This window comes from Bdellovibrio bacteriovorus HD100, from assembly GCF_000196175.1.
GTDB classification, from domain to species: domain Bacteria; phylum Bdellovibrionota; class Bdellovibrionia; order Bdellovibrionales; family Bdellovibrionaceae; genus Bdellovibrio; species Bdellovibrio bacteriovorus.
Genome location: NC_005363.1, coordinates 2,674,848 through 2,692,581, shown reverse-complemented (window position 1 = coordinate 2,692,581; position 17,734 = coordinate 2,674,848). Strand labels below are relative to the sequence as shown.

General features: G+C 51.3%; 23 protein-coding genes. 9 read left to right on the top strand and 14 right to left on the bottom strand.

Features of this window, described 5'->3' with window-relative positions; translation table 11 throughout:
• Positions 1 to 9: 9 nt before the first annotated feature.
• Both BD_RS12700 and BD_RS12695 read right to left on the bottom strand, forming a co-directional pair.
• Positions 10 to 1,632: an FAD-dependent oxidoreductase gene (locus BD_RS12700; RefSeq protein WP_011165165.1), complete on the bottom strand. Its 1,623-nt coding sequence runs from the start codon at positions 1,630 to 1,632 to the stop codon at positions 10 to 12.
• 81 nt (positions 1,633 to 1,713) lie between these two features.
• Positions 1,714 to 2,193 (bottom strand): hypothetical protein, encoded by a 480-nt coding sequence (locus BD_RS12695; protein ID WP_038450018.1) that lies wholly within the window; start codon positions 2,191 to 2,193, stop codon positions 1,714 to 1,716.
• Between the two features lie 216 nt (positions 2,194 to 2,409).
• Between BD_RS12695 and BD_RS12690 the strand changes: the two genes are divergently transcribed.
• Entirely contained in the window at positions 2,410 to 2,988 is a 579-nt protein-coding gene (locus tag BD_RS12690; RefSeq protein WP_011165163.1) for an HD domain-containing protein, read from the top strand.
• Positions 2,989 to 3,034: 46 nt separating this feature from the next.
• Here BD_RS12690 and BD_RS12685 read toward each other — a convergent pair whose 3' ends face one another.
• The 3 genes from BD_RS12685 to BD_RS12675 form a co-directional block, all read right to left on the bottom strand.
• The gene (locus tag BD_RS12685; protein ID WP_011165162.1) at positions 3,035 to 3,799 is read right to left on the bottom strand and encodes a hypothetical protein; all 765 of its coding nucleotides are present in this window, start codon (positions 3,797 to 3,799) and stop codon (positions 3,035 to 3,037) included.
• A complete protein-coding gene (locus BD_RS12680) occupies positions 3,796 to 4,548 on the bottom strand; it encodes a DUF4423 domain-containing protein (RefSeq protein WP_157865714.1) in 753 nt (250 codons plus the stop codon). The genes BD_RS12685 and BD_RS12680 overlap by 4 nt, the downstream gene beginning before the upstream one ends.
• A gap of 133 nt (positions 4,549 to 4,681) precedes the next feature.
• Positions 4,682 to 5,314, bottom strand: coding sequence for a hypothetical protein (locus BD_RS12675; RefSeq protein WP_038450015.1), 633 nt, complete (start codon positions 5,312 to 5,314; stop codon positions 4,682 to 4,684).
• Positions 5,315 to 5,559: 245 nt separating this feature from the next.
• On the opposite strand from BD_RS12675, the gene BD_RS12670 reads away from it, so the two are divergent.
• Both BD_RS12670 and BD_RS17985 read left to right on the top strand, forming a co-directional pair.
• A complete protein-coding gene (locus tag BD_RS12670) occupies positions 5,560 to 5,970 on the top strand; it encodes a hypothetical protein (RefSeq protein ID WP_011165159.1) in 411 nt (136 codons plus the stop codon).
• 128 nt (positions 5,971 to 6,098) lie between these two features.
• A complete protein-coding gene (locus BD_RS17985) occupies positions 6,099 to 6,461 on the top strand; it encodes a KH domain-containing protein (RefSeq protein ID WP_050792924.1) in 363 nt (120 codons plus the stop codon).
• Between the two features lie 41 nt (positions 6,462 to 6,502).
• Here BD_RS17985 and BD_RS12660 read toward each other — a convergent pair whose 3' ends face one another.
• Both BD_RS12660 and BD_RS12655 read right to left on the bottom strand, forming a co-directional pair.
• The gene (locus tag BD_RS12660; protein WP_011165157.1) at positions 6,503 to 6,823 is read right to left on the bottom strand and encodes a hypothetical protein; all 321 of its coding nucleotides are present in this window, start codon (positions 6,821 to 6,823) and stop codon (positions 6,503 to 6,505) included.
• Between the two features lie 150 nt (positions 6,824 to 6,973).
• Complete coding sequence (locus BD_RS12655) at positions 6,974 to 7,618, bottom strand: OmpA family protein (protein WP_011165156.1); 645 nt, start codon at positions 7,616 to 7,618, stop codon at positions 6,974 to 6,976.
• Between the two features lie 181 nt (positions 7,619 to 7,799).
• Here BD_RS12655 and BD_RS12650 point away from each other — a divergent pair, with 181 nt between their 5' ends.
• The gene (locus BD_RS12650) at positions 7,800 to 8,519 is read left to right on the top strand and encodes an SIMPL domain-containing protein (protein WP_226987810.1); all 720 of its coding nucleotides are present in this window, start codon (positions 7,800 to 7,802) and stop codon (positions 8,517 to 8,519) included.
• On the opposite strand, the gene BD_RS12645 is transcribed toward BD_RS12650, so the two are convergent.
• The 6 genes from BD_RS12645 to BD_RS12620 are packed head-to-tail and all read right to left on the bottom strand — an operon-like array spanning position 8,516 to position 13,054.
• The gene (locus tag BD_RS12645; protein ID WP_011165154.1) at positions 8,516 to 9,220 is read right to left on the bottom strand and encodes a cell wall hydrolase; all 705 of its coding nucleotides are present in this window, start codon (positions 9,218 to 9,220) and stop codon (positions 8,516 to 8,518) included. The two genes, BD_RS12650 and BD_RS12645, sit on opposite strands and share 4 nt — an antisense overlap.
• Complete coding sequence (locus BD_RS12640) at positions 9,220 to 9,756, bottom strand: GyrI-like domain-containing protein (RefSeq protein WP_011165153.1); 537 nt, start codon at positions 9,754 to 9,756, stop codon at positions 9,220 to 9,222. The genes BD_RS12645 and BD_RS12640 overlap by 1 nt, the downstream gene beginning before the upstream one ends.
• 4 nt (positions 9,757 to 9,760) lie before the next feature.
• Positions 9,761 to 10,312, bottom strand: a complete 552-nt coding sequence (locus BD_RS12635; protein WP_011165152.1) for a thioredoxin family protein — start codon at positions 10,310 to 10,312, stop codon at positions 9,761 to 9,763.
• 11 nt (positions 10,313 to 10,323) lie between these two features.
• Positions 10,324 to 11,079, bottom strand: a complete 756-nt coding sequence (locus tag BD_RS12630; RefSeq protein ID WP_011165151.1) for a biotin--[acetyl-CoA-carboxylase] ligase — start codon at positions 11,077 to 11,079, stop codon at positions 10,324 to 10,326.
• Positions 11,079 to 11,903: a carboxylating nicotinate-nucleotide diphosphorylase gene (nadC, locus tag BD_RS12625; protein ID WP_011165150.1), complete on the bottom strand. Its 825-nt coding sequence runs from the start codon at positions 11,901 to 11,903 to the stop codon at positions 11,079 to 11,081. Before nadC ends, BD_RS12630 begins: the two co-directional genes overlap by 1 nt.
• Before the next feature lie 50 nt (positions 11,904 to 11,953).
• Complete coding sequence (locus BD_RS12620; protein WP_157865713.1) at positions 11,954 to 13,054, bottom strand: response regulator; 1,101 nt, start codon at positions 13,052 to 13,054, stop codon at positions 11,954 to 11,956.
• 54 nt (positions 13,055 to 13,108) lie between these two features.
• Between BD_RS12620 and lptG the strand changes: the two genes are divergently transcribed.
• From lptG to rpe, 4 genes are read left to right on the top strand one after another with little or no spacing between them, the layout of a single operon-like run.
• Positions 13,109 to 14,188 carry an LPS export ABC transporter permease LptG gene (gene lptG / locus BD_RS12615; RefSeq protein ID WP_011165148.1) on the top strand — a complete coding sequence of 360 codons (1,080 nt, stop codon included), beginning with the start codon at positions 13,109 to 13,111 and terminating at the stop codon, positions 14,186 to 14,188.
• Between the two features lie 27 nt (positions 14,189 to 14,215).
• Positions 14,216 to 14,821 carry a peptide deformylase gene (gene def, locus BD_RS12610; protein ID WP_011165147.1) on the top strand — a complete coding sequence of 202 codons (606 nt, stop codon included), beginning with the start codon at positions 14,216 to 14,218 and terminating at the stop codon, positions 14,819 to 14,821.
• Positions 14,818 to 15,774: a methionyl-tRNA formyltransferase gene (fmt, locus tag BD_RS12605; protein WP_011165146.1), complete on the top strand. Its 957-nt coding sequence runs from the start codon at positions 14,818 to 14,820 to the stop codon at positions 15,772 to 15,774. The genes def and fmt overlap by 4 nt, the downstream gene beginning before the upstream one ends.
• A gap of 1 nt (position 15,775) precedes the next feature.
• Positions 15,776 to 16,408 carry a ribulose-phosphate 3-epimerase gene (gene rpe / locus BD_RS12600; protein ID WP_011165145.1) on the top strand — a complete coding sequence of 211 codons (633 nt, stop codon included), beginning with the start codon at positions 15,776 to 15,778 and terminating at the stop codon, positions 16,406 to 16,408.
• Here rpe and BD_RS12595 read toward each other — a convergent pair.
• Positions 16,354 to 16,893 carry an NUDIX domain-containing protein gene (locus tag BD_RS12595; RefSeq protein WP_011165144.1) on the bottom strand — a complete coding sequence of 180 codons (540 nt, stop codon included), beginning with the start codon at positions 16,891 to 16,893 and terminating at the stop codon, positions 16,354 to 16,356. The two genes, rpe and BD_RS12595, sit on opposite strands and share 55 nt — an antisense overlap.
• A 134-nt stretch (positions 16,894 to 17,027) precedes the next feature.
• Here BD_RS12595 and BD_RS12590 point away from each other — a divergent pair, with 134 nt between their 5' ends.
• On the top strand, positions 17,028 to 17,549 hold the full coding sequence (locus tag BD_RS12590; RefSeq protein WP_011165143.1) for an outer membrane beta-barrel protein: 522 nt from the start codon (positions 17,028 to 17,030) through the stop codon (positions 17,547 to 17,549).
• Positions 17,550 to 17,734 lie beyond the last annotated feature (185 nt).

Below are 17,734 nucleotides of genomic sequence, written 5' to 3'. Positions count from 1 at the left end.
GGTTTAGCCTTACTGGCCTTTGATTTTTGTCGCCACTTCGATCGCGCAGTGGTGAGCCGTTTCAAAGCAGGGGTTCATCCAGTTGTCCTGATTGGCAAAGTGGATGATGCCGTTGATGGACTCAGATGCTTTTTGTGGCAAACCGTCTTGAATCAGACCCGCGCGAGACAGCGGCAAAGCGTGGCCCCAGCGAGTCAGGCGGATGCCGTGCACGTCATTCATGCCGAGGTTCATGGTTTGCAGAATCGGTTCCACATCCTGCAGATACTTGGCTTTGTATTTGTCGTGGGAAGCCGGATTGAACAGGAACTGACGGGCCCCATCGTAAGGGATGCCGTGATAAAGAGTCAGCACGCTGTGATCGACTTTGTCTTCCTGGGCCCAAGTGCCGAAACAAACATCCGTGAAGCTGCGGTCACCACGTCTCATCGGTGTTGGTGACGGGGGCACTTGGCCTTTCAGGCAGTACAGTTCATAACTTGGACTTTGGAAGTTCTTTTTCGTCAGGATGTTGCCAACCAGGTACGCGCGGTACGGAAGCATGGTGATTGCGTCAGCTTGGTCTTTTGGCATCTGTGGCAACAGACGTTTGGCGACAAACTTTTGGCAGGCCATGACCACTTGTTTGGCGCGGATCTTTTTCAGAACACCCATGGCGTCTTCATAAAGGATCACAGCGGAATCACCTTCAGTGGTCACACGCAAAACGATGCTTCCTGCACGCAGGGATTTGTCACCGGCATCTTTGCGGATCTTTTGCGCCATCTTGTGTGCAACATAAGCGTTACCACCCGGGTAGGCCATCAACGTGCCGGTCTCTGCACAGATAAAGCCCAGGTACTGGTACGCCGACAGTTCGTCGGTAGATCCGCAGAACGAGCTCCATCCGTACAGCTGGAAGTATTCAAGCAAGTGCTTGTGCACGTCGCCGAATTCTTTTGCCAGCCATTGTTCGAAGTTCAGGTGATCCACCGAACGAGCCAACTCTCCGTTATAGTCGAAGTCCGCTTCCGCACCGATTTCAGCCAGGCGCTTAAAGACCTTGTTGAAGTTGTCAGCGGCCGCTTTGTCTGTGGCCCCTTTCCAGAACGGGGACGTGAACTTGTTGTTGTAAAGAACCGTGGTGTGATCAGAGCTTTCACGACGGGCTTTGTCCCAGATGCCCAGTTCCGTCAAAAGACTTCCCAGTGGGGCTGTCTGATCTGGTTCAACCAAATAAGCCGCGCCTGTGGAATAGACAGAATTTTTGTACTGTTCCCCTTTGGAGTTTCCGCCCAGACGGAAATCCATTTCAAGCAAGGCGATTTTTTTGTCGCGCAAATAGTAAGCTGTGGAAAGGCCGGCAATACCGCCCCCCACGATCACGACATCCAGGTCCTCAGAGAAGGACTTGGGTTCGCCGCCTTTTTTCTCGATATAGCCGTCGATGTTCCAGAAGGCATCGTGCGGGCGGTTGATGTCATCACCATTGAAATCAATGCTGTTGTTTTCAGATTCCTTCAGGCGCGCAATCGGCCAGTCGTCCGTCAGCTGGTCATTGACCCACTCCGAGCCTTTGGCCAGAGAGGATGCAGGAAGAGAAGAAAGAGCTGCCACGGACAAGCTGGTTTTTAGAAAATCACGTCTTTGCATGGCGATTGATTAATTCCGGGGCCCTCAACAGACAAGAGGAGTTCCTAGAACTCCTCTTGTTGAAAGGGTATTGAAATTTTCTTAGTCCACAGTCGGAGTGTCACACTGAGGAACCGTGTAAGATTTTCTAAACATAAGCTCATATCTTTCCACGTTGCGGTTGGAGATGCGCTTGTAAACCGGGATGTTCACTGTCAGTGGGTAAGAGCCCGTGACCGTTTCCATTTTGCAGCGGCGCTGGTTGTTGTTCCAGAAGCAGTTTTCCACTTCGTGAGTGTAGTTGATCGGTGTGGAAAGATAATCGCGGTCGATCACGATGATCTCTTCGCGGTCACCACGAGTGCGGCTGACCGTGGTGTCCACGGGCTTTTGTGTGCGCAGACGGTCACCGTCCTGGCAGGCGAAGGTGTAGTCAATCGCGCGGCCCATGTAAATCGTTGGGGCCTTCACGATCGCATAGCGGTCACGCATGATCTCTTCCCAGGAAGAGTTGGCGTTCACAGCGGCAAAAGCAGGCACAGCGGACATCAAAGTGATCAAAAGGGTCATAATGCGTTTCATATTCAAGGGTCTCCATTTTGTGTTCGATTTTATTTGTCCTCTTTGCGCAAAGAGATGGAGGCAGCTTCTGGCAGGGCACACAGTTTTCTCAAGTTACCGTCCGGTAAATGGGGGGTGTTTTGTCTTTTGACTGTTCCGAGAAATTCCTACCCTGACGCGGCGCCTCGCGCGGATTCTTCATGCAACTGCTGAAACCATAAGGTAAGCAACCAACCCATGAACATCGAAATGCCCATTCTGCCGGAAAATTTGAATCGTCCTGAAATCGTGGAAAAATCCTGGGTTGTGACCCTGTCGGGAAGCCGCTTCAGCATTCTGAAGCCGGATCCGGATGCGATTATGATTGAAGACATCGCCTGCGCGCTGGCTCGTCAGGCAAGATTTAATGGGCACACACGCTTCTTCTACAGCGTGGGTCAGCACTCTTGCCTGGGGGCGGAAGTTTCCCCAACCAAAGAGATCGCCTTGCACATGCTTTTCCATGATGCGACCGAAGCCTATGTGGGTGATCTGGTGTCTCCGGTGAAGGCTTTGCTGCCGGATTTTGAAATCATCGAATCCCGCATTCACTGGGCGATTTCCAAACGCTTCAACCTGGAATACCCACTGCCAAAAGTGGTGAAGCAGATCGACCGCCGCCTGCTGGCGACGGAAGTCCGTGACCTGATCACCAAAGATCTGAAGTCCTGGAATATTTCAGAAGATGAGCCGTTTGATTTCCCGATCATCCCTTGGCCGTCGGAAGTCACCGAGGCCCGCTTCCTGGATCTGGCAAAAAGCCTTTTGAAAAAATAAGCTCGCATCCATTCGGAAGCCCTGTTCTGGGCTTCCGTAGCGCCCCTTACTTACAGTTGAATTCTTCGTTTGCGCCCAGTCTTAACAGCAGCTCTGCGGTGTCCAGGCGATCTTGCATCTCTGCGGGCAGCAGAACGTCGACCGACTTTACAAGTCTTTGGTAGGCGGTTTTTTCGTTCCAGCAGGAATCCACATCCCACTCTGCCTGAGCCGCTTTTTCAATAAACGGATGACATCCGCGCAAAGCGGCGACGTGAATCATATAGCTAAGATCTTTTCGGCTTTTCAGAAGCTCCAGATCAAAAGTGGCGATGCGGTACTTCTGGCACATGCCGATCAGGTCTTTTATCTGTTCGGCAGTGGCGTCAGTCGTGGTGAGCACCGCCAAAAGAGACGACGACAGGTGGTAGTTCTTATCATCAAATCCCGCCACAGGCAGGATTTCATGCAACACCAAAAGGCGCTTTTGATCAGCGTTAAGACGGCTCCAGACGTCCTCAGACAAGATGATCAGGTTCAAGCCAGGCTGGTTGATGGCGCTCACCTCGACATCGCCAAGCAGCACACGTGTCTCGGACTTTACCGAGATCCTGTATCTGGTGGCTCGCACTTTGGCGACAACAGTTGAATCGCCCTCTGACAGAATTTTCTGGCCAAACTGAGACAGCAGATCGTCCAGGATGCTGAAAAACTCTGCGGCATAAGCGTTACCGCCATTGGTTTCAATGCCGCCGGGGCGCTGAACTTGGGCTGAAGCCACGGTCGACACGAAAGTCAGAGCAAGCACAAGGCACAGGAATTTTTTTGTCATAGAATCACCGGATAAACAGCCATGCTGACGTTATAGATATGGTCATGGGTCGATTTTTTTTCAGACAGATCATTGATACGAGTCCGGGCCTTTTGCAGGATCTGTTTGATCTTGGCAAGGTCCTTCCCGCTGATGGGGATGGTCAGGGTGCAGTTGTCCCGAAGTTCAAAGGGAACCTCGTCAATGGCGCGTTTGGCCTGATCCAGGAAGTCTTTCTGCACGGCTTTGCGTCTTTCTGTAGTGAACGGAATGGGCAGGGTGCTGAGATTTTTGCTGATGACTTCCACAGTCGAGTTTTTGATGGCAATGGCACCGATTTTTTCAAGACTGATCAGGCGGGACTCGAGTTCTTCCGGTGCGAGACGCAGGTGGCGGGCCAGGTTGTCCCAATTGCGTTTGGGTCTGAACTTTTTCAGGCGCAGGCTGGCCAGAAGATGAATGTTGGTTGTTTCAAAGATGTTCTCAAAGTCAGCCACGGAAACGGGCTGCATCTTGGCGGTCTTTGGTGTTCTTTGTTTGCGGCTGCTGGAAAGGCTGGCCAGAATCTGGTCCTGCATTCCTGAATCAATATTCAGCGCCTGCATCACGGCCAGGGCCGTAGGCTGTTTTACGACTCTTTGGCCGCTCATCACCCGTGTCAGTGTTCCGGCGTCCTGATCAAGACTCTTGGCAAACGCCCGAAGGCTGTACCGAGGATTCTTGTTCTGCCTTTTTGCGAGTTCAGTTCTTAAAAGTGCCGCTAGTTCCATGGGGCGCATCTTCTATGGAGCGTAAATTAATTGTCAATTACGTTATTTGTAAGAGGCAGAAAGGGGATTTTAATACCGTTGCTTGAAAAAAACTGAGCAACGGCCTGTAAATTCTTCAGAAGAAGGTGTGTGCTCAGACGGGGAAGGCGGCCGTGCAGATATTGAAGAGGACTTTGTCTCCTTTGCTTCGGGAGGTCAGAACGTTGATCCGTTTTCGGGCATTCTTGAGAATGTCACGCACGCGGGGCAGGTCTTCCGGATTCAGTGGCAAAGTCATATTGCTGATACTGCTGCTGGCGCAGACCATGTGAGTGTCGGTTGCTGACAAGAGCCCCAATCGCTCCAGCTCCAAGAGGCGTTTTTGGAGTTCTTCAATACTGATGTTAAGAAGCTGGGCCAGCTGGGGAAAGTTTTCTTTTTGGCAGAACGGCCCGCTTTCAAGGCTGATCAGGATATAGATATTCAGTTTGTCGACGGCCTCTTCAATAGAGCTCGTGGCCAGGAAACTCATTTCATCCTGTTCTTTCTTTTTGCGTCGGCTGGCTTCCAGGTGGCTGAGCACCAGGATCTGGTGTTCATTCGGTATCTGCAGACCCGTCATCAGTTGTCGGGCGGTGGCATCCTTGACGACACGTTGCCCGCTCATGACCCGGGCCAGGCTTCCCGCATCTATGTTCAGACTGTTGGCGAAGGCCCGCAGACTGTAGCGTGGATTTTTGCGTCTTCTTTTTTCGAATTCGTCTTGCAGAAGTAGTGAGAGATCCATGTACGGGTACAATCTCTTTTTTGAAGTTTTGGTGTCAAACGGGGAGAGTGCGAGGGCCTTCTATTCCGTTGCGCTTTTTTCGTCAGCAACACGACTTTTTTGAATATCTTGGGTGTTGCTCAAAATTTTGAATGCTCGCTGTTTAACCGCAGATCCGTCGAACTTTTCTGGAAATTCCTGATTTGCAAAAATAGGCTGCCGATCCAAGGGCAATGTCGCCCTGAAAAAAACATTAAGGAGAAATCGTGAAAAAAGTTATTTCATCTCTGGTACTGAGTTTCATGCTGATGGGTTCCTTCGCGCAGGCGCAAACGCAGGAAGGCACCGTGGCGATTGGTTCGGATGGAACGATTGTTCTGCAGCCGCTGAGTGGTTATTGCCCACCGCAACCCACGGCCGAAGACCTGCAGGTTCTTGGCGCCTGTGAACCTTCGAACAGCTCTGAATGCCCAGCGCACTATGAAGAAACAGCGAAGTACTGCTGGGGCGGCTGGGGCCGTGGCTTCTATCGTTGTGGTAGCGTCTGCAAACCCTATCGTGACCATGAAGGGCGCGGTGGGGATCGCGGTGGTAAAGGCGGTCGCGGAGGTCACGGCCATGGTGGTCACGGTGGACACGGTGGGCATGGCGGAGGCCATGATCGTGGCGACAACTAAAATTTAAAAACTGGAACGGTGGGGCTACGAAGGCCTCACCGTTGCCCAGTACTTCTGAGCAACGATAGTTTTTTTGCCGGACTTTTCTTTGTTCCAATTCTCAAATCTAATGGGACAGGGGGGACGTGGTGGGAAAAGGTGACGGTAATGATGTCGTGGTGATCAGAAGAAACGGTCTTGGTTCTCAGGTGCAAAGTGGGGACTCGGATAAAGACCCCGTTGACGTGCGAGAAAGGGTCCGTTTCGTGCTTCAAGAGATGCTGTCCTGCCTTGTCGCAGAACCAAGTCAAACCACGGTCCGAGTCAGTGTCGGAAGCAAAACGACTCTGTATGAAATCGACACCGTGTCCGCCGACTTTGGCAGAATTGTAGGCTCGAAGGGGCGCACCATTGAATCCATGAGATGCCTGGTGGCCGCAATGTGTGGCAGCGCGGGATTTCGCGCGGTCTTGCAGATTAAAGACGAGGCTCGGTTTGTCAGAAAGACTTGATTGAAAAAATCTTCAAACTCAAACAGGGCCCCGCTTGGATATTAAATATGCGCTTCGCGTTCCGGCCCTTTGCGGATTTGTTTTTCATAGTAGACTTCAAAGCTCTGCTCTTGGGGAGGCGTCGTGAAGCCACCCTGGATGCCTTTGGAAAGACGAGGCATCAAAATGTCGTTGCGGAACTCTTCCCAGCTTTCCGCTGAATCGTGGATCGCGATCACGGTCCATCCGCCTTCGGACTTACCTGCGGCGTGATAGAGCTGCCCCTTTGGCAACGTGCTGCGGTCCGGATGCACGGCGGCCAGTGTGGCGTCGTATTGTTGTTGGGTGCCGTTCGGGAAAAAATGAACAATTCCAAATGCCATGGAAAACTCCTCTGAAAGATTTAAAGAGAAGTGTAGGGCACAGTTTTGCTATCTAGATAATGGGATCAAATGAAGTGGTAACATACACGTGAAGTCTGTGCTGAGAGTCAGCAAAAAGGCCCGAAGAGATCGGGCCTTTTTATTGGGAAATTAAGACTTAGGAACTTTGGATTCGTCCACAGTGATTTCGATTTCCACACGGCGATTTTTCGCACGCGCTTCTTTCGTTTTTGCTGGGTCCACTGGGTTCAATGCACCCATGCCGATGGAAGTCACTGTTTGTGCAGGAACGCCTGCAGCAACCAATTGAGCGCTGACGGCTTTTGCACGTTGTTCAGACAATGGGTTGTTCACCATCTGAGAGCCAGTGTCATCAGTGTAACCTTTTACGGTCAGAATGTTTTCTGGATATTTCTTCATGATCGCAGCCAACTGATTGATGTTAGTTTGTGCTGCTGGTTTCAAATCCGCTTTGCCAGTGTCAAACAGGATGTCGCTTTTCAGCTTCGTGATCAGACCCTGCTCAGTTCTTTTGGTTTCAGCGATTTTCGCCAGTTCTTTTTGTTGTTTGTCCAGACGGTGACCCACAGTCCCGCCGATACCAGCGCCCAATGCCGCACCAATCAAAGCGCCTTCGTTGCGTTTACCAGTTTGGTGACCAATCACCGCACCTGCAACAGCACCAATCGCCGCACCGATACCAGCACCTTTAGCTGTGTTTGGGTTTTCTTGTGTAGTTGCGCAGCCAGAAAGCATCATTGCTACTGCTGTGCCGATCAAAAGCATCTTTTTCATTTGGGAAACTCCTTGAAAGTTGAGCCTCCAATTATGACCGAACTTTGTTAGTTCGCAATTGTTAATGCATTCGGCCCAGCCGGCAGAGCTGGCGCGGCGCCAGCCGCAGAAGCTGAAGCAGCTTGTCCATGGACAAACTGTCCCTTATGCTAGTGCTTTGACCCAAGGAAAGGGGAGAAGAATGAAGAAGTACGTTTTGGCAGGCCTTATGGCTGTCTCTATGGTATCCGGGGCCCAGGCTTTGGCCGACAGTCGCTACATTATCGTGAGTGGTTTTGCAGAAAGAGGACTGGACCCAAATATGGTCAACCTCAATATCGAAGTTTGGAGCAAGGCCTCCACCGCTAAGCAAGCTCAAGGACTGGCGGCGAACCAGTTTAAGCAGGTCAGAAAAACTCTGGAAGATTTCAAAGTTAAAAAAGAGGATATTCAGACCGACAACTATTCTTTGAATCCGGAATATGAATACGACCAAAAACTTCGTCAGAATAAAATGGTCGGCTTCCGCGTGTCCCAGTCTTTGACGGTGACTTTGCGTAAAGTCGAAGACGCCGGGAACTTCCTGGATGCCCTGGTTGCCGACAAAAAGACCATGGATGCGGGTGTCAACGTTTCGTCACTGTCCTGGGATTCTGACAAGCGTGATCAGACGGAAACGGCCACGTTGGGTGAAGCTGTTCGTGCGACCCGCACCAAGGCTGATGAAATCGCCAAGGCGGCTGGTGTGAAGATCAAAGGTGTTTCCAAGATCAGCCACGGCGTGTCTGGCGGCTTGCCACCACAACCGGTGTTCAGAAACTTTGGCGGCGCCAAAATGATGGCGGAAGCCGCTTCCACTGATGTGGCTGCAGGTCAGATCAAAGTTCGTGTTGAAGTCACAGCAGAATACGAGATTAATTAATAAGAAAAGAATTGAATGCACTCGTTGCTATAGCGGGTGCCTTCAATTTTGACGTCCTTCATGAACGCCTTTTTGGCGGCATCCTTGTTCAGGTCAGCCCACGCCACGGGCGGATTCGTTGCCTGAGTGCTTTGCGGATAATAAAAATGAGTTACAGATTTTGGCAGTGGATTTTTCTGCGGGTGCAGCAGGGCCTGATCGGCCGCTTTTTTGGAAAGCTCCCAGAACTTTTGCCATTGCGGGTGTTCACTTGGGCACAGGAAAAGTTTTGAATAAGATGATTTTTTCGAGACCGCCGGATTGAACTGGGCTTTCTTGAAGATCACCCCGTGCAGACCCTTGCCAAATTGTTTGGCGTAACGGGGCTGGGCTTCCGCTAGTGCCACACGGTTTTGTACACCCCACGCAAGGCTTGCAAACAGCGAATCTTCGTATTTGGAACATTTGTCCAGATTGGTCGAAATGCCCTCCGCAAACACCAAGCGCGCCAGCACTTCAAAGTCCGTCAGCTTTTCGCGCTGAACGATCTCTTCGTTGCTTTCGTCATTCTTGCGCGTCAGGCAGGCCGGAGCGGAATCAATTTTGGACAGGGTGATTTTATCCGGGGTCGAAGACGGCCCCTGGCAGCTGGTCGGACAAGGGGCGTCGGCAAAAACCAGCCCTGATGTCAGCAGCAGTGCGGATAAAATCACGGCCTTCATTATTGAACCGGGAACAGGTAAGTGGTGGTCATGGCGTTTTTCTCGGTGATGGAGTGGATCTCGTAGATCTCAATAACGGCGCCGGTCTGTTTCAAGTTTTGTTTTAGCATGAAGTCATTCACGCGAGGATACACTTTCAACGGCCCAATACCAGGGGACCCAGTGAACACCGCCATCACGTACTTGCGTTGTGGGATTTCACCCACTTGCAGGCCTTCCACCAGCTGTGGTGGCTCGCCCGTGATGATGCAGCCCACTTTGGAGCGCAAACGGGCTTCTTCCACGACTTGTGGATCATCCAGGTATTCACCGAAGGTGCGGCCGCAGGTCATGTTCTGGGAAGTCATGTACTTTTCAATGCGCTCAAGCTGTTTGTTCACTTTGTGGTAAGGGCCCACGTGTTCAACATAGACGATCTTGAAGGGACCCTGAACGGATTCAGAAATATCAACACCTTTAAAGGCACCCAGATAGTTCGCCAGGAAAAGGCCGAAAGAGATCATCGTTACTGCAACAAATACCAAAATATACTTCATCGTCTTAAACCCACTTGATAGAGCAGCCCATAGAGGCTGTTTGTTCTTCAGATACTTTTTCGTTTTTCAAAAGTGTTTGAACGGCGTCAAACAGCTCGCGTTTGGTCACTTTTGCAGCCTCTTTCCACGAATCATCCAGGCGTCCGCGGTAAGCAAGCTTCAGGTCTTTGTCGTACACAAAATAGTCCGGCGTGCACACGGCTCCGAAGGCGTGAGCCGCCGCCTGGGATTTGTCATGCAGGTAAACGAACGGATAGCCTTTTTCTTGCGCGCGTTTTTGCAGATTCTCGAAAGAATCTTCGCGGTTGTGGCTTTCTTCGTCGTTGGCACAGATGGCAATCACATTCACGTTTTGTTTTTTCAGATCATGACCCAGCTGGATCAAACGGTCTTCAATCGCCTGCACATAGGGGCAGTGATTGCAGATGAACATCACCACCAACGGCTGACCATTGCTGAAGTCTTTCAGTGAATAGGTTTTGCCATCCACCGCAGGCAGGGTGAAGTCGGGGCATTTGTTTCCAAGATCCGGAAAAGGTGTGAAAGTCAGTGCCATTGCGTGATTCCTTACAAAGTGGACCAGTTGATTTTTTTATCACCAACCAACAGACTGCCGTCGGCTTCCATCCCTGTGTACTTTTCTTTCAGCAAAGGATGTTTGTTCAGGGCCGTCAGCAAAGAAAGCTGGTCTGTCGGGCTTAAGGATTCTTCAGCGTGTGAAACAGCATCCGTCAGTTCAAACATCAAACGATCCAGGAACGCCATATAGTCCTGACCCAACAGCGGGGCGCCAACGGGCAGGGACTCAATCAGGCTGGTGGCAGTGTCGACGTCTTCCGGGGAATCCGTGACATTCAGACCCAATCCCACGATCAAACGAACCTCATCACCTTGGGCGACGTTTTCAAGCAGGATGCCGGCAATTTTTTTGTCGCCGATGTAAATGTCATTGGGAGCTTTCAGATTCCAGGCCAAAAACGGCCAGGTTGTCGAGCACGCACGATACACCGCAAGCCCAATAAGACAGGATGTGGTCGGCTGGGGTTTTACACCCAAAAGATAAGACCACGAGCTCAGAAGAGAACTGCCCGGGCGTGCATCAATCCAGGTGTTCTTGCCACGGCCACGACCCGCGGTCTGGTGGTCCGTCACATACAGGCACAAGGATTCTTCCATCAGGTTTTCGGCAAAGGCCTCTTCCTTGGCGATGGCGTTGGTGCTGGTCATTTCTTTTTGATAAGCCACGTACAAGTGATTGCCTTCGGCCCACTGGGAAGTGACTTGTCCAATGCGAATGTCAGAAACCGGATTGTCCTTCGCCATTAGTCCTCCCACTGGAAGACAAGGCTGACGTCTGCGCACGGAGCTGAATGTGTCAGCGCGCCGACAGAGATATAATTCACGCCCAAGGCCGCCACAGAAGCCACACGGTCCAGATTCATGTTGCCGCTGGCTTCGGTTTCCACTTCAGCAGGGATGATCTCCAGAGCTTTTTTCAAAGTGTCGTTATCCATGTTGTCCAGAAGGATTCGGTGCGCCTTCATGGCCACGGCTTCTTTGACGTCCTCCACGGTGCCCGCTTCCACCTCAATCGGAAGATTGCTGTGTTCACGCACGCGATTGATCGCATTGGTGATGCCACCCATGACAGAAATGTGGTTGTCCTTGATCAGGATTGCATCGCTCAGATTCATGCGGTGATTGACGCCGCCCCCGTGAACCACGGCGCGCTTTTCCAGATCGCGGAAGGCCGGAGTGGTTTTGCGGGTGTCGAGAATTTTGGTTTTGGTGCCCGCGATTTTTTTAACAAAGCGGCGGGTATGGGTGGCAATCCCGGACAGATGACCCAGGAAGTTCAAGGCCACGCGCTCGGCTTTCAGGATTTGCACCAGATCGCCTTCGATCGTGCAGATGATTTGATTTTTAAGAATTTCATCGCCTTCTTCAAAGTGCCACTTGATACGGCAGGTGGGTTCCAAAGCCTGCATGGATTGTTCAAATGCCATGGCACCGGAAAGAACGATGTCTTCCTTTGCTTTCAGGCGGGCGCGTCCCATACGGGGTTTTAGGGCCAGGGATTCAGTGGTGACATCGCCATGAGGCATGTCTTCTTTGATGGCAGCGCGGATCAGCTCCAGCAACGTCATAATTAAGACCTCTTACTTGCAAAAGAGGTCGACGCTGTACGGACGGCCTCTTAAATGGACTTTTCAGTTTCGCGGAGGATCTTTTTGATTTCTTCGCGCACGATGCGCTCAGCAATCTCCGGAAGGACCTTCCAGCAGATGGATTCGATCACTTCGCGAGCTTCCTCACGGATAATCTTTTCCATCATATTGGGGTCTAAGTCCATCTTGGATTGAGTATTGGGCTTAGCATTAGAAGCGGGCTGCGGAGCCGCACCCGTAGAGGTGCTTTTTGTTGCACCCTTTTTGAGGGTTTCCATCATTTGATCTTTGACGGATTTTTCCACGTTGGAAATGAAGGAGTCCGCAGCAGCCGAAGGTGCTTTGGTTTTGGTCACTTCCGGAGCGGATTTCACAAAGCTAATCTCTTCAAAGTCGCCATCCATCTCGATGTGGCCGGAAAGCTCGTCATCCTGAGGGATCACAAATTTGGAGGCAAAGTCATTGCCGTCCGCCTCAGGGATCTGGATTTTGAATTTGGTCAGATCCTGATGAGCCCAGCCGCCTTCGTCGTGTTCGTCTTCCGCTTTGGGATTGGTCAACGGCACGGCCGCGAATTCCTCGCCGGAAACTTCCAGCAGGTTGGCCTCTTCAGCGTCGATTTCCGGGATGTTCAGGAAATCGCTTTTTTCCTCTGGAATAGCGTAAACTTCCTGCTCTGCTGCAGGGGTGTTTTCAGTTGGAGTTTCTTCAAACTCTGGCATTTCCGGGAAAGTCAGGAAATTGGAAACTGGATTGGATTTCGTTTTTTGCACCAGATCTGAAACAAGAGAGCGCAGGTGGTCGGCATCGAAAGGTTTTTCCAAGCGACGGTCCGCACGGCATTCGGTGGCCTTGGCTTCGTCGATTTCCATGAAACCGCTCCACATCAGCACAACCGGAATATTGACAGTTTCAGCGTCGTTTTTCAGATCCGCACAAACTTCGTAGCCTGAACGTTTGGTCAACAACACATCGGCGAACACGATATCCGGCTTGAAGGTCTTAGTTACTTGCAATACATCAAGGCCCACGGGGACCGATTTAACTTCAACCCCGAAGTCAGACAATGCCAGTTGCATTACTTTTTTGATTGTGGAACTCTCATCTGCAAGCAAGACGCGTAAAGCCATAATCAAAGTTAAATTGGATTTCCGCCGCCAGTCAATGAGTTTAAGGGATTTGCCGTGAATAGGATCGATCGTTATACAGCTTGGCTCTTCGTAGGTTACTTCGTGGGTGGCCTTCTGGTGTTTCTGACTCTTTTCACCGCGGTTGACGCGATGTCCACAATGGTCAACTACAAGGATGTCGCTCCCTCGGCATTGGTGAATTATTACCTCTATTCGTTCCCCGGAATTATCTCGCAACTGTTGCCGGTGGCCTGTTTGCTGGGGGTGATCCTGACCCTGACCAGTCTGAATAAAGCCAATGAACTCGTTGCGTTATTTGCCAGCGGGATGAGCCTGATTCGTATCGCGGTGCCGATGCTTTTGTTGGTGGCGGTGATTTCAGCTTTGGGGTACATGGCGGCCGACCGGGTTCTGCCTCGGGCGACCAAACAGAAAAACTACATCCTGTACTACGACCTGAAAAAAGAACCGCATCGTTTTTCCACGATCCGCACGGACCGTATCTGGTACCGCTCTAAAAACTCGATCTTCAATATCAAAACCCTCAATGCCAAAGGGGACGGGGCCCAGGGGCTGACGATGTACTTCTTCAGCGACGAATGGGATCTGGTGCAGATGATCACCGCCGCTCAGGTCAAAATCCAGGGGGCGCAGTGGCTGCTGGAGCAGGGGACAGTGACGATCTTTAACAAGGACTCAAGCTTCCCGCTGACCAGCCCATTTAAAACGAAAAGCATCGTGATGGCCGAGGATTCCAAGGACCTGCAAAGTGCCGGTCAGACCGCCGATATGATGTCACAAAAAGAGCTGGAACACTTCATCGACAAGAACAAGGCGGCGGGCCTGGATACCGTGGCCTATGAGGTGGATTATCATTCCAAAATCAGCTTCGCCTTTGCCGGCCTGGTCATGTGTTTACTGGGTATTCCTTTCAGTGTGGGCCGGGCCCGGTCCGGGGGCACCATGCTGAATGTCGGGATCTGTCTGGCCCTGGTTTTCGCCTATTACGTGTTCTATTCGTCAGGGATTACTTTAGGGCAGCACGGGACCCTGCCTCCAGTGGCGGCGGCGTGGGCCCCCAACATAGTTATGTTGGGTGTGGCCTTCGTTCTTCTCAAAAAGCTGAAACGCTGATATAATGGGGGCCTCCCGGAGGCCCTTATGATCATGAAAATCCTCACATTCCCAGACCCGAAGTTGCGTGAAGTTTCGCAGCCGGTGAAGACTTTTGGACCTGAAATCGCCAAATTGGCCGAAGACATGGTTGAAACCATGTACCACGCCAACGGGATCGGTCTGGCAGCCCCTCAAGTAGGCGAGCTGGTTCGCATGGTCGTGATCGACACTCGTCCCAAAGACGAAAAAGGCCGCCGCTATAAATACGAAGAAATGACTGAACTGGAAGCCGCAGTAAAACAGCCGCTGATCCTGATCAACCCGGAAATCGTCAAAGGCGAAGGCAAGACCACTTTCGATGAAGGCTGTCTGTCCATCCCGGGCTATTACGAAACAGTGGAGCGCTACAACTACATCGAAATGAAAGCATTCGATGTGAATGGCAAAGAGTACATCGTGAAAACCGACGGTCTGCTTGCGATCTGCATGCAGCACGAAATGGATCACCTTGAAGGCACTTTGTTCATCGATCACCTGAGCTTCGTCAAGGGCAACAAAATCAAAAATCAAATCAAGAAGTACGGCTACCCTGTGAAAAAAGAAAAAGAAGGGGATGCTACAACAGCTGACGAAGAAAAGTGTGAAGTGTGAGCAAGGTCCGCGTCTGTTTTCTAGGAACCCCTGAATTTGCCGTGACCTCTTTGAAAGCTCTGTTGTCTGATGAGCACTTTGAGGTCGTGGGTGTTGTCACCCAGCCTGACCGTCCTGCCGGTCGTAAACTCCAACTGACTCCAAGTCCTGTAAAAGCTTTGGCTCAAGCCCACAACCTGAAGGTTCTGGCGCCGGAGTCCTTGAAAGCCAATCCACTGATGCTTCAGGAAATCAAAACCTGGGGTGCTGAGGTGGCGGTGGTTGTGGCCTTCGGTCAGATTCTGACCCAGGAATTTTTGGATTCCTTCCGCTTTGGTTGCGTGAATGTGCACGGATCTGTTTTGCCACGCTGGCGTGGGGCGGCTCCGATCCAAAGAGCCATCGAAGCCGGTGACGTCGAAAGCGGCGTGACCCTGCAGAAGATGGTCAAAAAATTGGATGCCGGTGACATCATCGGCATTCGTCGTGTGAAAATCACCCCGGACATGAACGCATTGCAGTTGCACGATGTGCTGGCCCAGTTGGGTGCAGAACTTCTGCAAGTGGAACTGATGGACTATGTTCGTGGCAATCTGGCGCCGACACCTCAGGATGAATCCAAGGTGACGCTGGCGAAAAAAATCGAAAAGATGGAATCCCAGATCGACTGGAGCACGTCTGCCAAAGCGATCGACGGAAAGATCCGCGGCTTTGTCTATGGCCCGGGCACTTACACGTTCTTGCAGGGGAAAAAGCTGAAACTGCACAGAGCCACGGTCACTCGTGACGGCGGCTCTATCGGCAGTGCCAAGCCCGGCACGATCACCGCTGTTCATGAAGATCATATTTCTGTTGCGACCGGTGACGGTGTTTTGCAACTGTTTGAAGTTCAGCCTGAAAGCCGCAACCGCATGGCGATTGCTGATTTCCTGAAAGGTCATGCTTTGAAAGTGGGGGATCAACTTGGCGTCTAAGATGGTGGCTCCTTCCATTTTGTCGGCGGACTTTGCCAATCTTGAAAAAGAGATCAAGGCGGTCGCACAGGCGGGCGCTGACTGGATTCACGTCGATGTGATGGACGGGCGCTTTGTGCCGAATATCACTATTGGCATCCCGGTGGTGAAGGCGCTGAAAAAAGTGTCGCCGCTTCCGTTGGATGTGCATCTGATGATCGAAGAACCAGAGCGCTATGTGGAAGAATTCGTGAAAGCGGGCAGTGACTATCTGACCATTCACGTGGAGTCCACCAAAGACGCCGCAGGCACTTTGAAACGCATTCGTGAATTGGGCGCCAAACCCGGAATCACATTGCGCCCACGCACGGCGGTGGAAGAGGTTCTGCCTCTGTTGCCTTTGTGTGACTTGGTGCTGGTGATGACGGTGGAGCCGGGCTTCGGTGGGCAGTCCTTCATGAATGATCAGGTGGCGAAAATCACTCGTCTGCGTCAGGAAATTTCCTCGGAGAATTTGTCCTGCCTGATTGAAGTCGATGGCGGAATCAATGCGGAAACCGCGAAGATTTGCCACGAGGCGGATGTGTTCGTTGCCGGCAGTTATGTCTTTGGCAAAGAGTACGGATCGGCGATTGCCAGTCTTAAAGGGTCGTAAAACGGACGACCCTCTTCCAGATAAATAGCCCCCAGCCCCTGTTCTTGCGCCAGCATCACGCTGTGCACGCGGCGACTGACAATCGGGGTGAGCATTTCCAGTGCCTTTTCAACGGCGACAAATTTGAAATCTTTTATTTCATACATGGGCAGGCGGATGTTTTGCGCCTGATATTCGGTCAGATTTTTGGCGGAAAAAAGCAACTGCATGTATTCACCTTTGACGTCGCGGTTGCTGACATAGTCCACCGCCAGCAGCGAGCCTGCCTGGATATTCAATCCCAGTTCTTCTTTGAGCTCCCGTTGCAGAGCTTCGCTGGGGGACTCTTCGGCTTCGACAGTGCCACCAGGTAAAATCCAGGCCGGATTATAGGTGGGTTGTACGATCAAAAGCTCACCTTTATAGAAAAGAAGTACGCCCACCCCGATGCGTTTTTTTGGCAAAGAGGCGTAGTATTCGCGGTCATCTTTGTAACTTCGTAACATAAGCGCTCCAAGGTCGTGTGTATCTGGACTGGGCTTTCGGTAGGGTGGGACTTGAGTCGTTGACCCTGCGAAAGAGTCTCTTCAAAATTCTAAAGGATGCCTAAATTTTTTGGGTTACAAAAGGAGAAGACTTTATGAAAAAGCTCTTGGTCACGTTGGCGATTGTTATGGGTTTCGGGAGCGTATCTCACGCAGACATTCTGCTAGAGCCGTATCTTGGTTACGAAATGGGTAAAACCACAGATCCAGATGGGAAAATTAATGGAACTCAGTTGGGTTTGCGCCTGGCTTACAGATCCCCAGTGATGTTCTGGGCGGGTCTTGATGGGACTTTGGGTATCAGTGGAACATCTGAGTTGGATTCCGGACCTGATGAGTCTGCGAAAAGAACTACCGTATACGGTGTTGTCGGTCTTGATTTCCCGATCCTGGTTCGCGCATGGTTGGGTTACGGTTTCATGAACGACATCGATCTTGAGGACAGCGGTAAAATGAAAGGTAAAAGCACAAAGCTGGGCGTAGGCTTCACGGGTCTGCCATTCCTGTCTTTGAACGTGGAATACCTGAAAGAAACATTCGACGAAGTTGACGGTATCGACATCGACGCTAAAAACGAATCCGTTGTTGTTTCCGTATCCCTGCCTCTGGAGTTCTAAAAACCAATCAAATTCCAATCCAAAAGCCACTCCGTTGGAGTGGCTTTTTTCGTTTAAAAGGTGCCTGGTGATTTTTTACACCTACGCCGCGTCAAAAAGGGCTGAAAATGCTGCGCTGTAGACGTAAAAAGTCACCAGGCACCTTTTCGATTCTTTGCCAGTTTTAGAGTGTTTGCGTTAGGATG

What these genes read in the sequence shown, in the direction of transcription:
- BD_RS12590 (WP_011165143.1), top strand. Translation starts at nt 17,028, where the DNA reads ATGAAAAAGCTCTTGGTCACGTTGGCGATTGTTATGGGTTTCGGGAGC.
- def (WP_011165147.1), top strand. Translation starts at nt 14,216, where the DNA reads ATGATCATGAAAATCCTCACATTCCCAGACCCGAAGTTGCGTGAAGTT.
- BD_RS12620 (WP_157865713.1), bottom strand. Translation starts at nt 13,054, where the DNA reads ATGGCTTTACGCGTCTTGCTTGCAGATGAGAGTTCCACAATCAAAAAA.
- BD_RS12680 (WP_157865714.1), bottom strand. Translation starts at nt 4,548, where the DNA reads ATGGAACTAGCGGCACTTTTAAGAACTGAACTCGCAAAAAGGCAGAAC.
- BD_RS12630 (WP_011165151.1), bottom strand. Translation starts at nt 11,079, where the DNA reads ATGGCGAAGGACAATCCGGTTTCTGACATTCGCATTGGACAAGTCACT.
- BD_RS12690 (WP_011165163.1), top strand. Translation starts at nt 2,410, where the DNA reads ATGAACATCGAAATGCCCATTCTGCCGGAAAATTTGAATCGTCCTGAA.
- BD_RS12595 (WP_011165144.1), bottom strand. Translation starts at nt 16,893, where the DNA reads ATGTTACGAAGTTACAAAGATGACCGCGAATACTACGCCTCTTTGCCA.
- rpe (WP_011165145.1), top strand. Translation starts at nt 15,776, where the DNA reads ATGGTGGCTCCTTCCATTTTGTCGGCGGACTTTGCCAATCTTGAAAAA.
- BD_RS12645 (WP_011165154.1), bottom strand. Translation starts at nt 9,220, where the DNA reads ATGAAGGCCGTGATTTTATCCGCACTGCTGCTGACATCAGGGCTGGTT.
- BD_RS12650 (WP_226987810.1), top strand. Translation starts at nt 7,800, where the DNA reads ATGAAGAAGTACGTTTTGGCAGGCCTTATGGCTGTCTCTATGGTATCC.
- BD_RS12640 (WP_011165153.1), bottom strand. Translation starts at nt 9,756, where the DNA reads ATGAAGTATATTTTGGTATTTGTTGCAGTAACGATGATCTCTTTCGGC.
- BD_RS12655 (WP_011165156.1), bottom strand. Translation starts at nt 7,618, where the DNA reads ATGAAAAAGATGCTTTTGATCGGCACAGCAGTAGCAATGATGCTTTCT.
- BD_RS12675 (WP_038450015.1), bottom strand. Translation starts at nt 5,314, where the DNA reads ATGGATCTCTCACTACTTCTGCAAGACGAATTCGAAAAAAGAAGACGC.
- BD_RS12660 (WP_011165157.1), bottom strand. Translation starts at nt 6,823, where the DNA reads ATGGCATTTGGAATTGTTCATTTTTTCCCGAACGGCACCCAACAACAA.
- nadC (WP_011165150.1), bottom strand. Translation starts at nt 11,903, where the DNA reads ATGACGTTGCTGGAGCTGATCCGCGCTGCCATCAAAGAAGACATGCCT.
- BD_RS12700 (WP_011165165.1), bottom strand. Translation starts at nt 1,632, where the DNA reads ATGCAAAGACGTGATTTTCTAAAAACCAGCTTGTCCGTGGCAGCTCTT.
- BD_RS12685 (WP_011165162.1), bottom strand. Translation starts at nt 3,799, where the DNA reads ATGACAAAAAAATTCCTGTGCCTTGTGCTTGCTCTGACTTTCGTGTCG.
- BD_RS12695 (WP_038450018.1), bottom strand. Translation starts at nt 2,193, where the DNA reads ATGAAACGCATTATGACCCTTTTGATCACTTTGATGTCCGCTGTGCCT.
- BD_RS12635 (WP_011165152.1), bottom strand. Translation starts at nt 10,312, where the DNA reads ATGGCACTGACTTTCACACCTTTTCCGGATCTTGGAAACAAATGCCCC.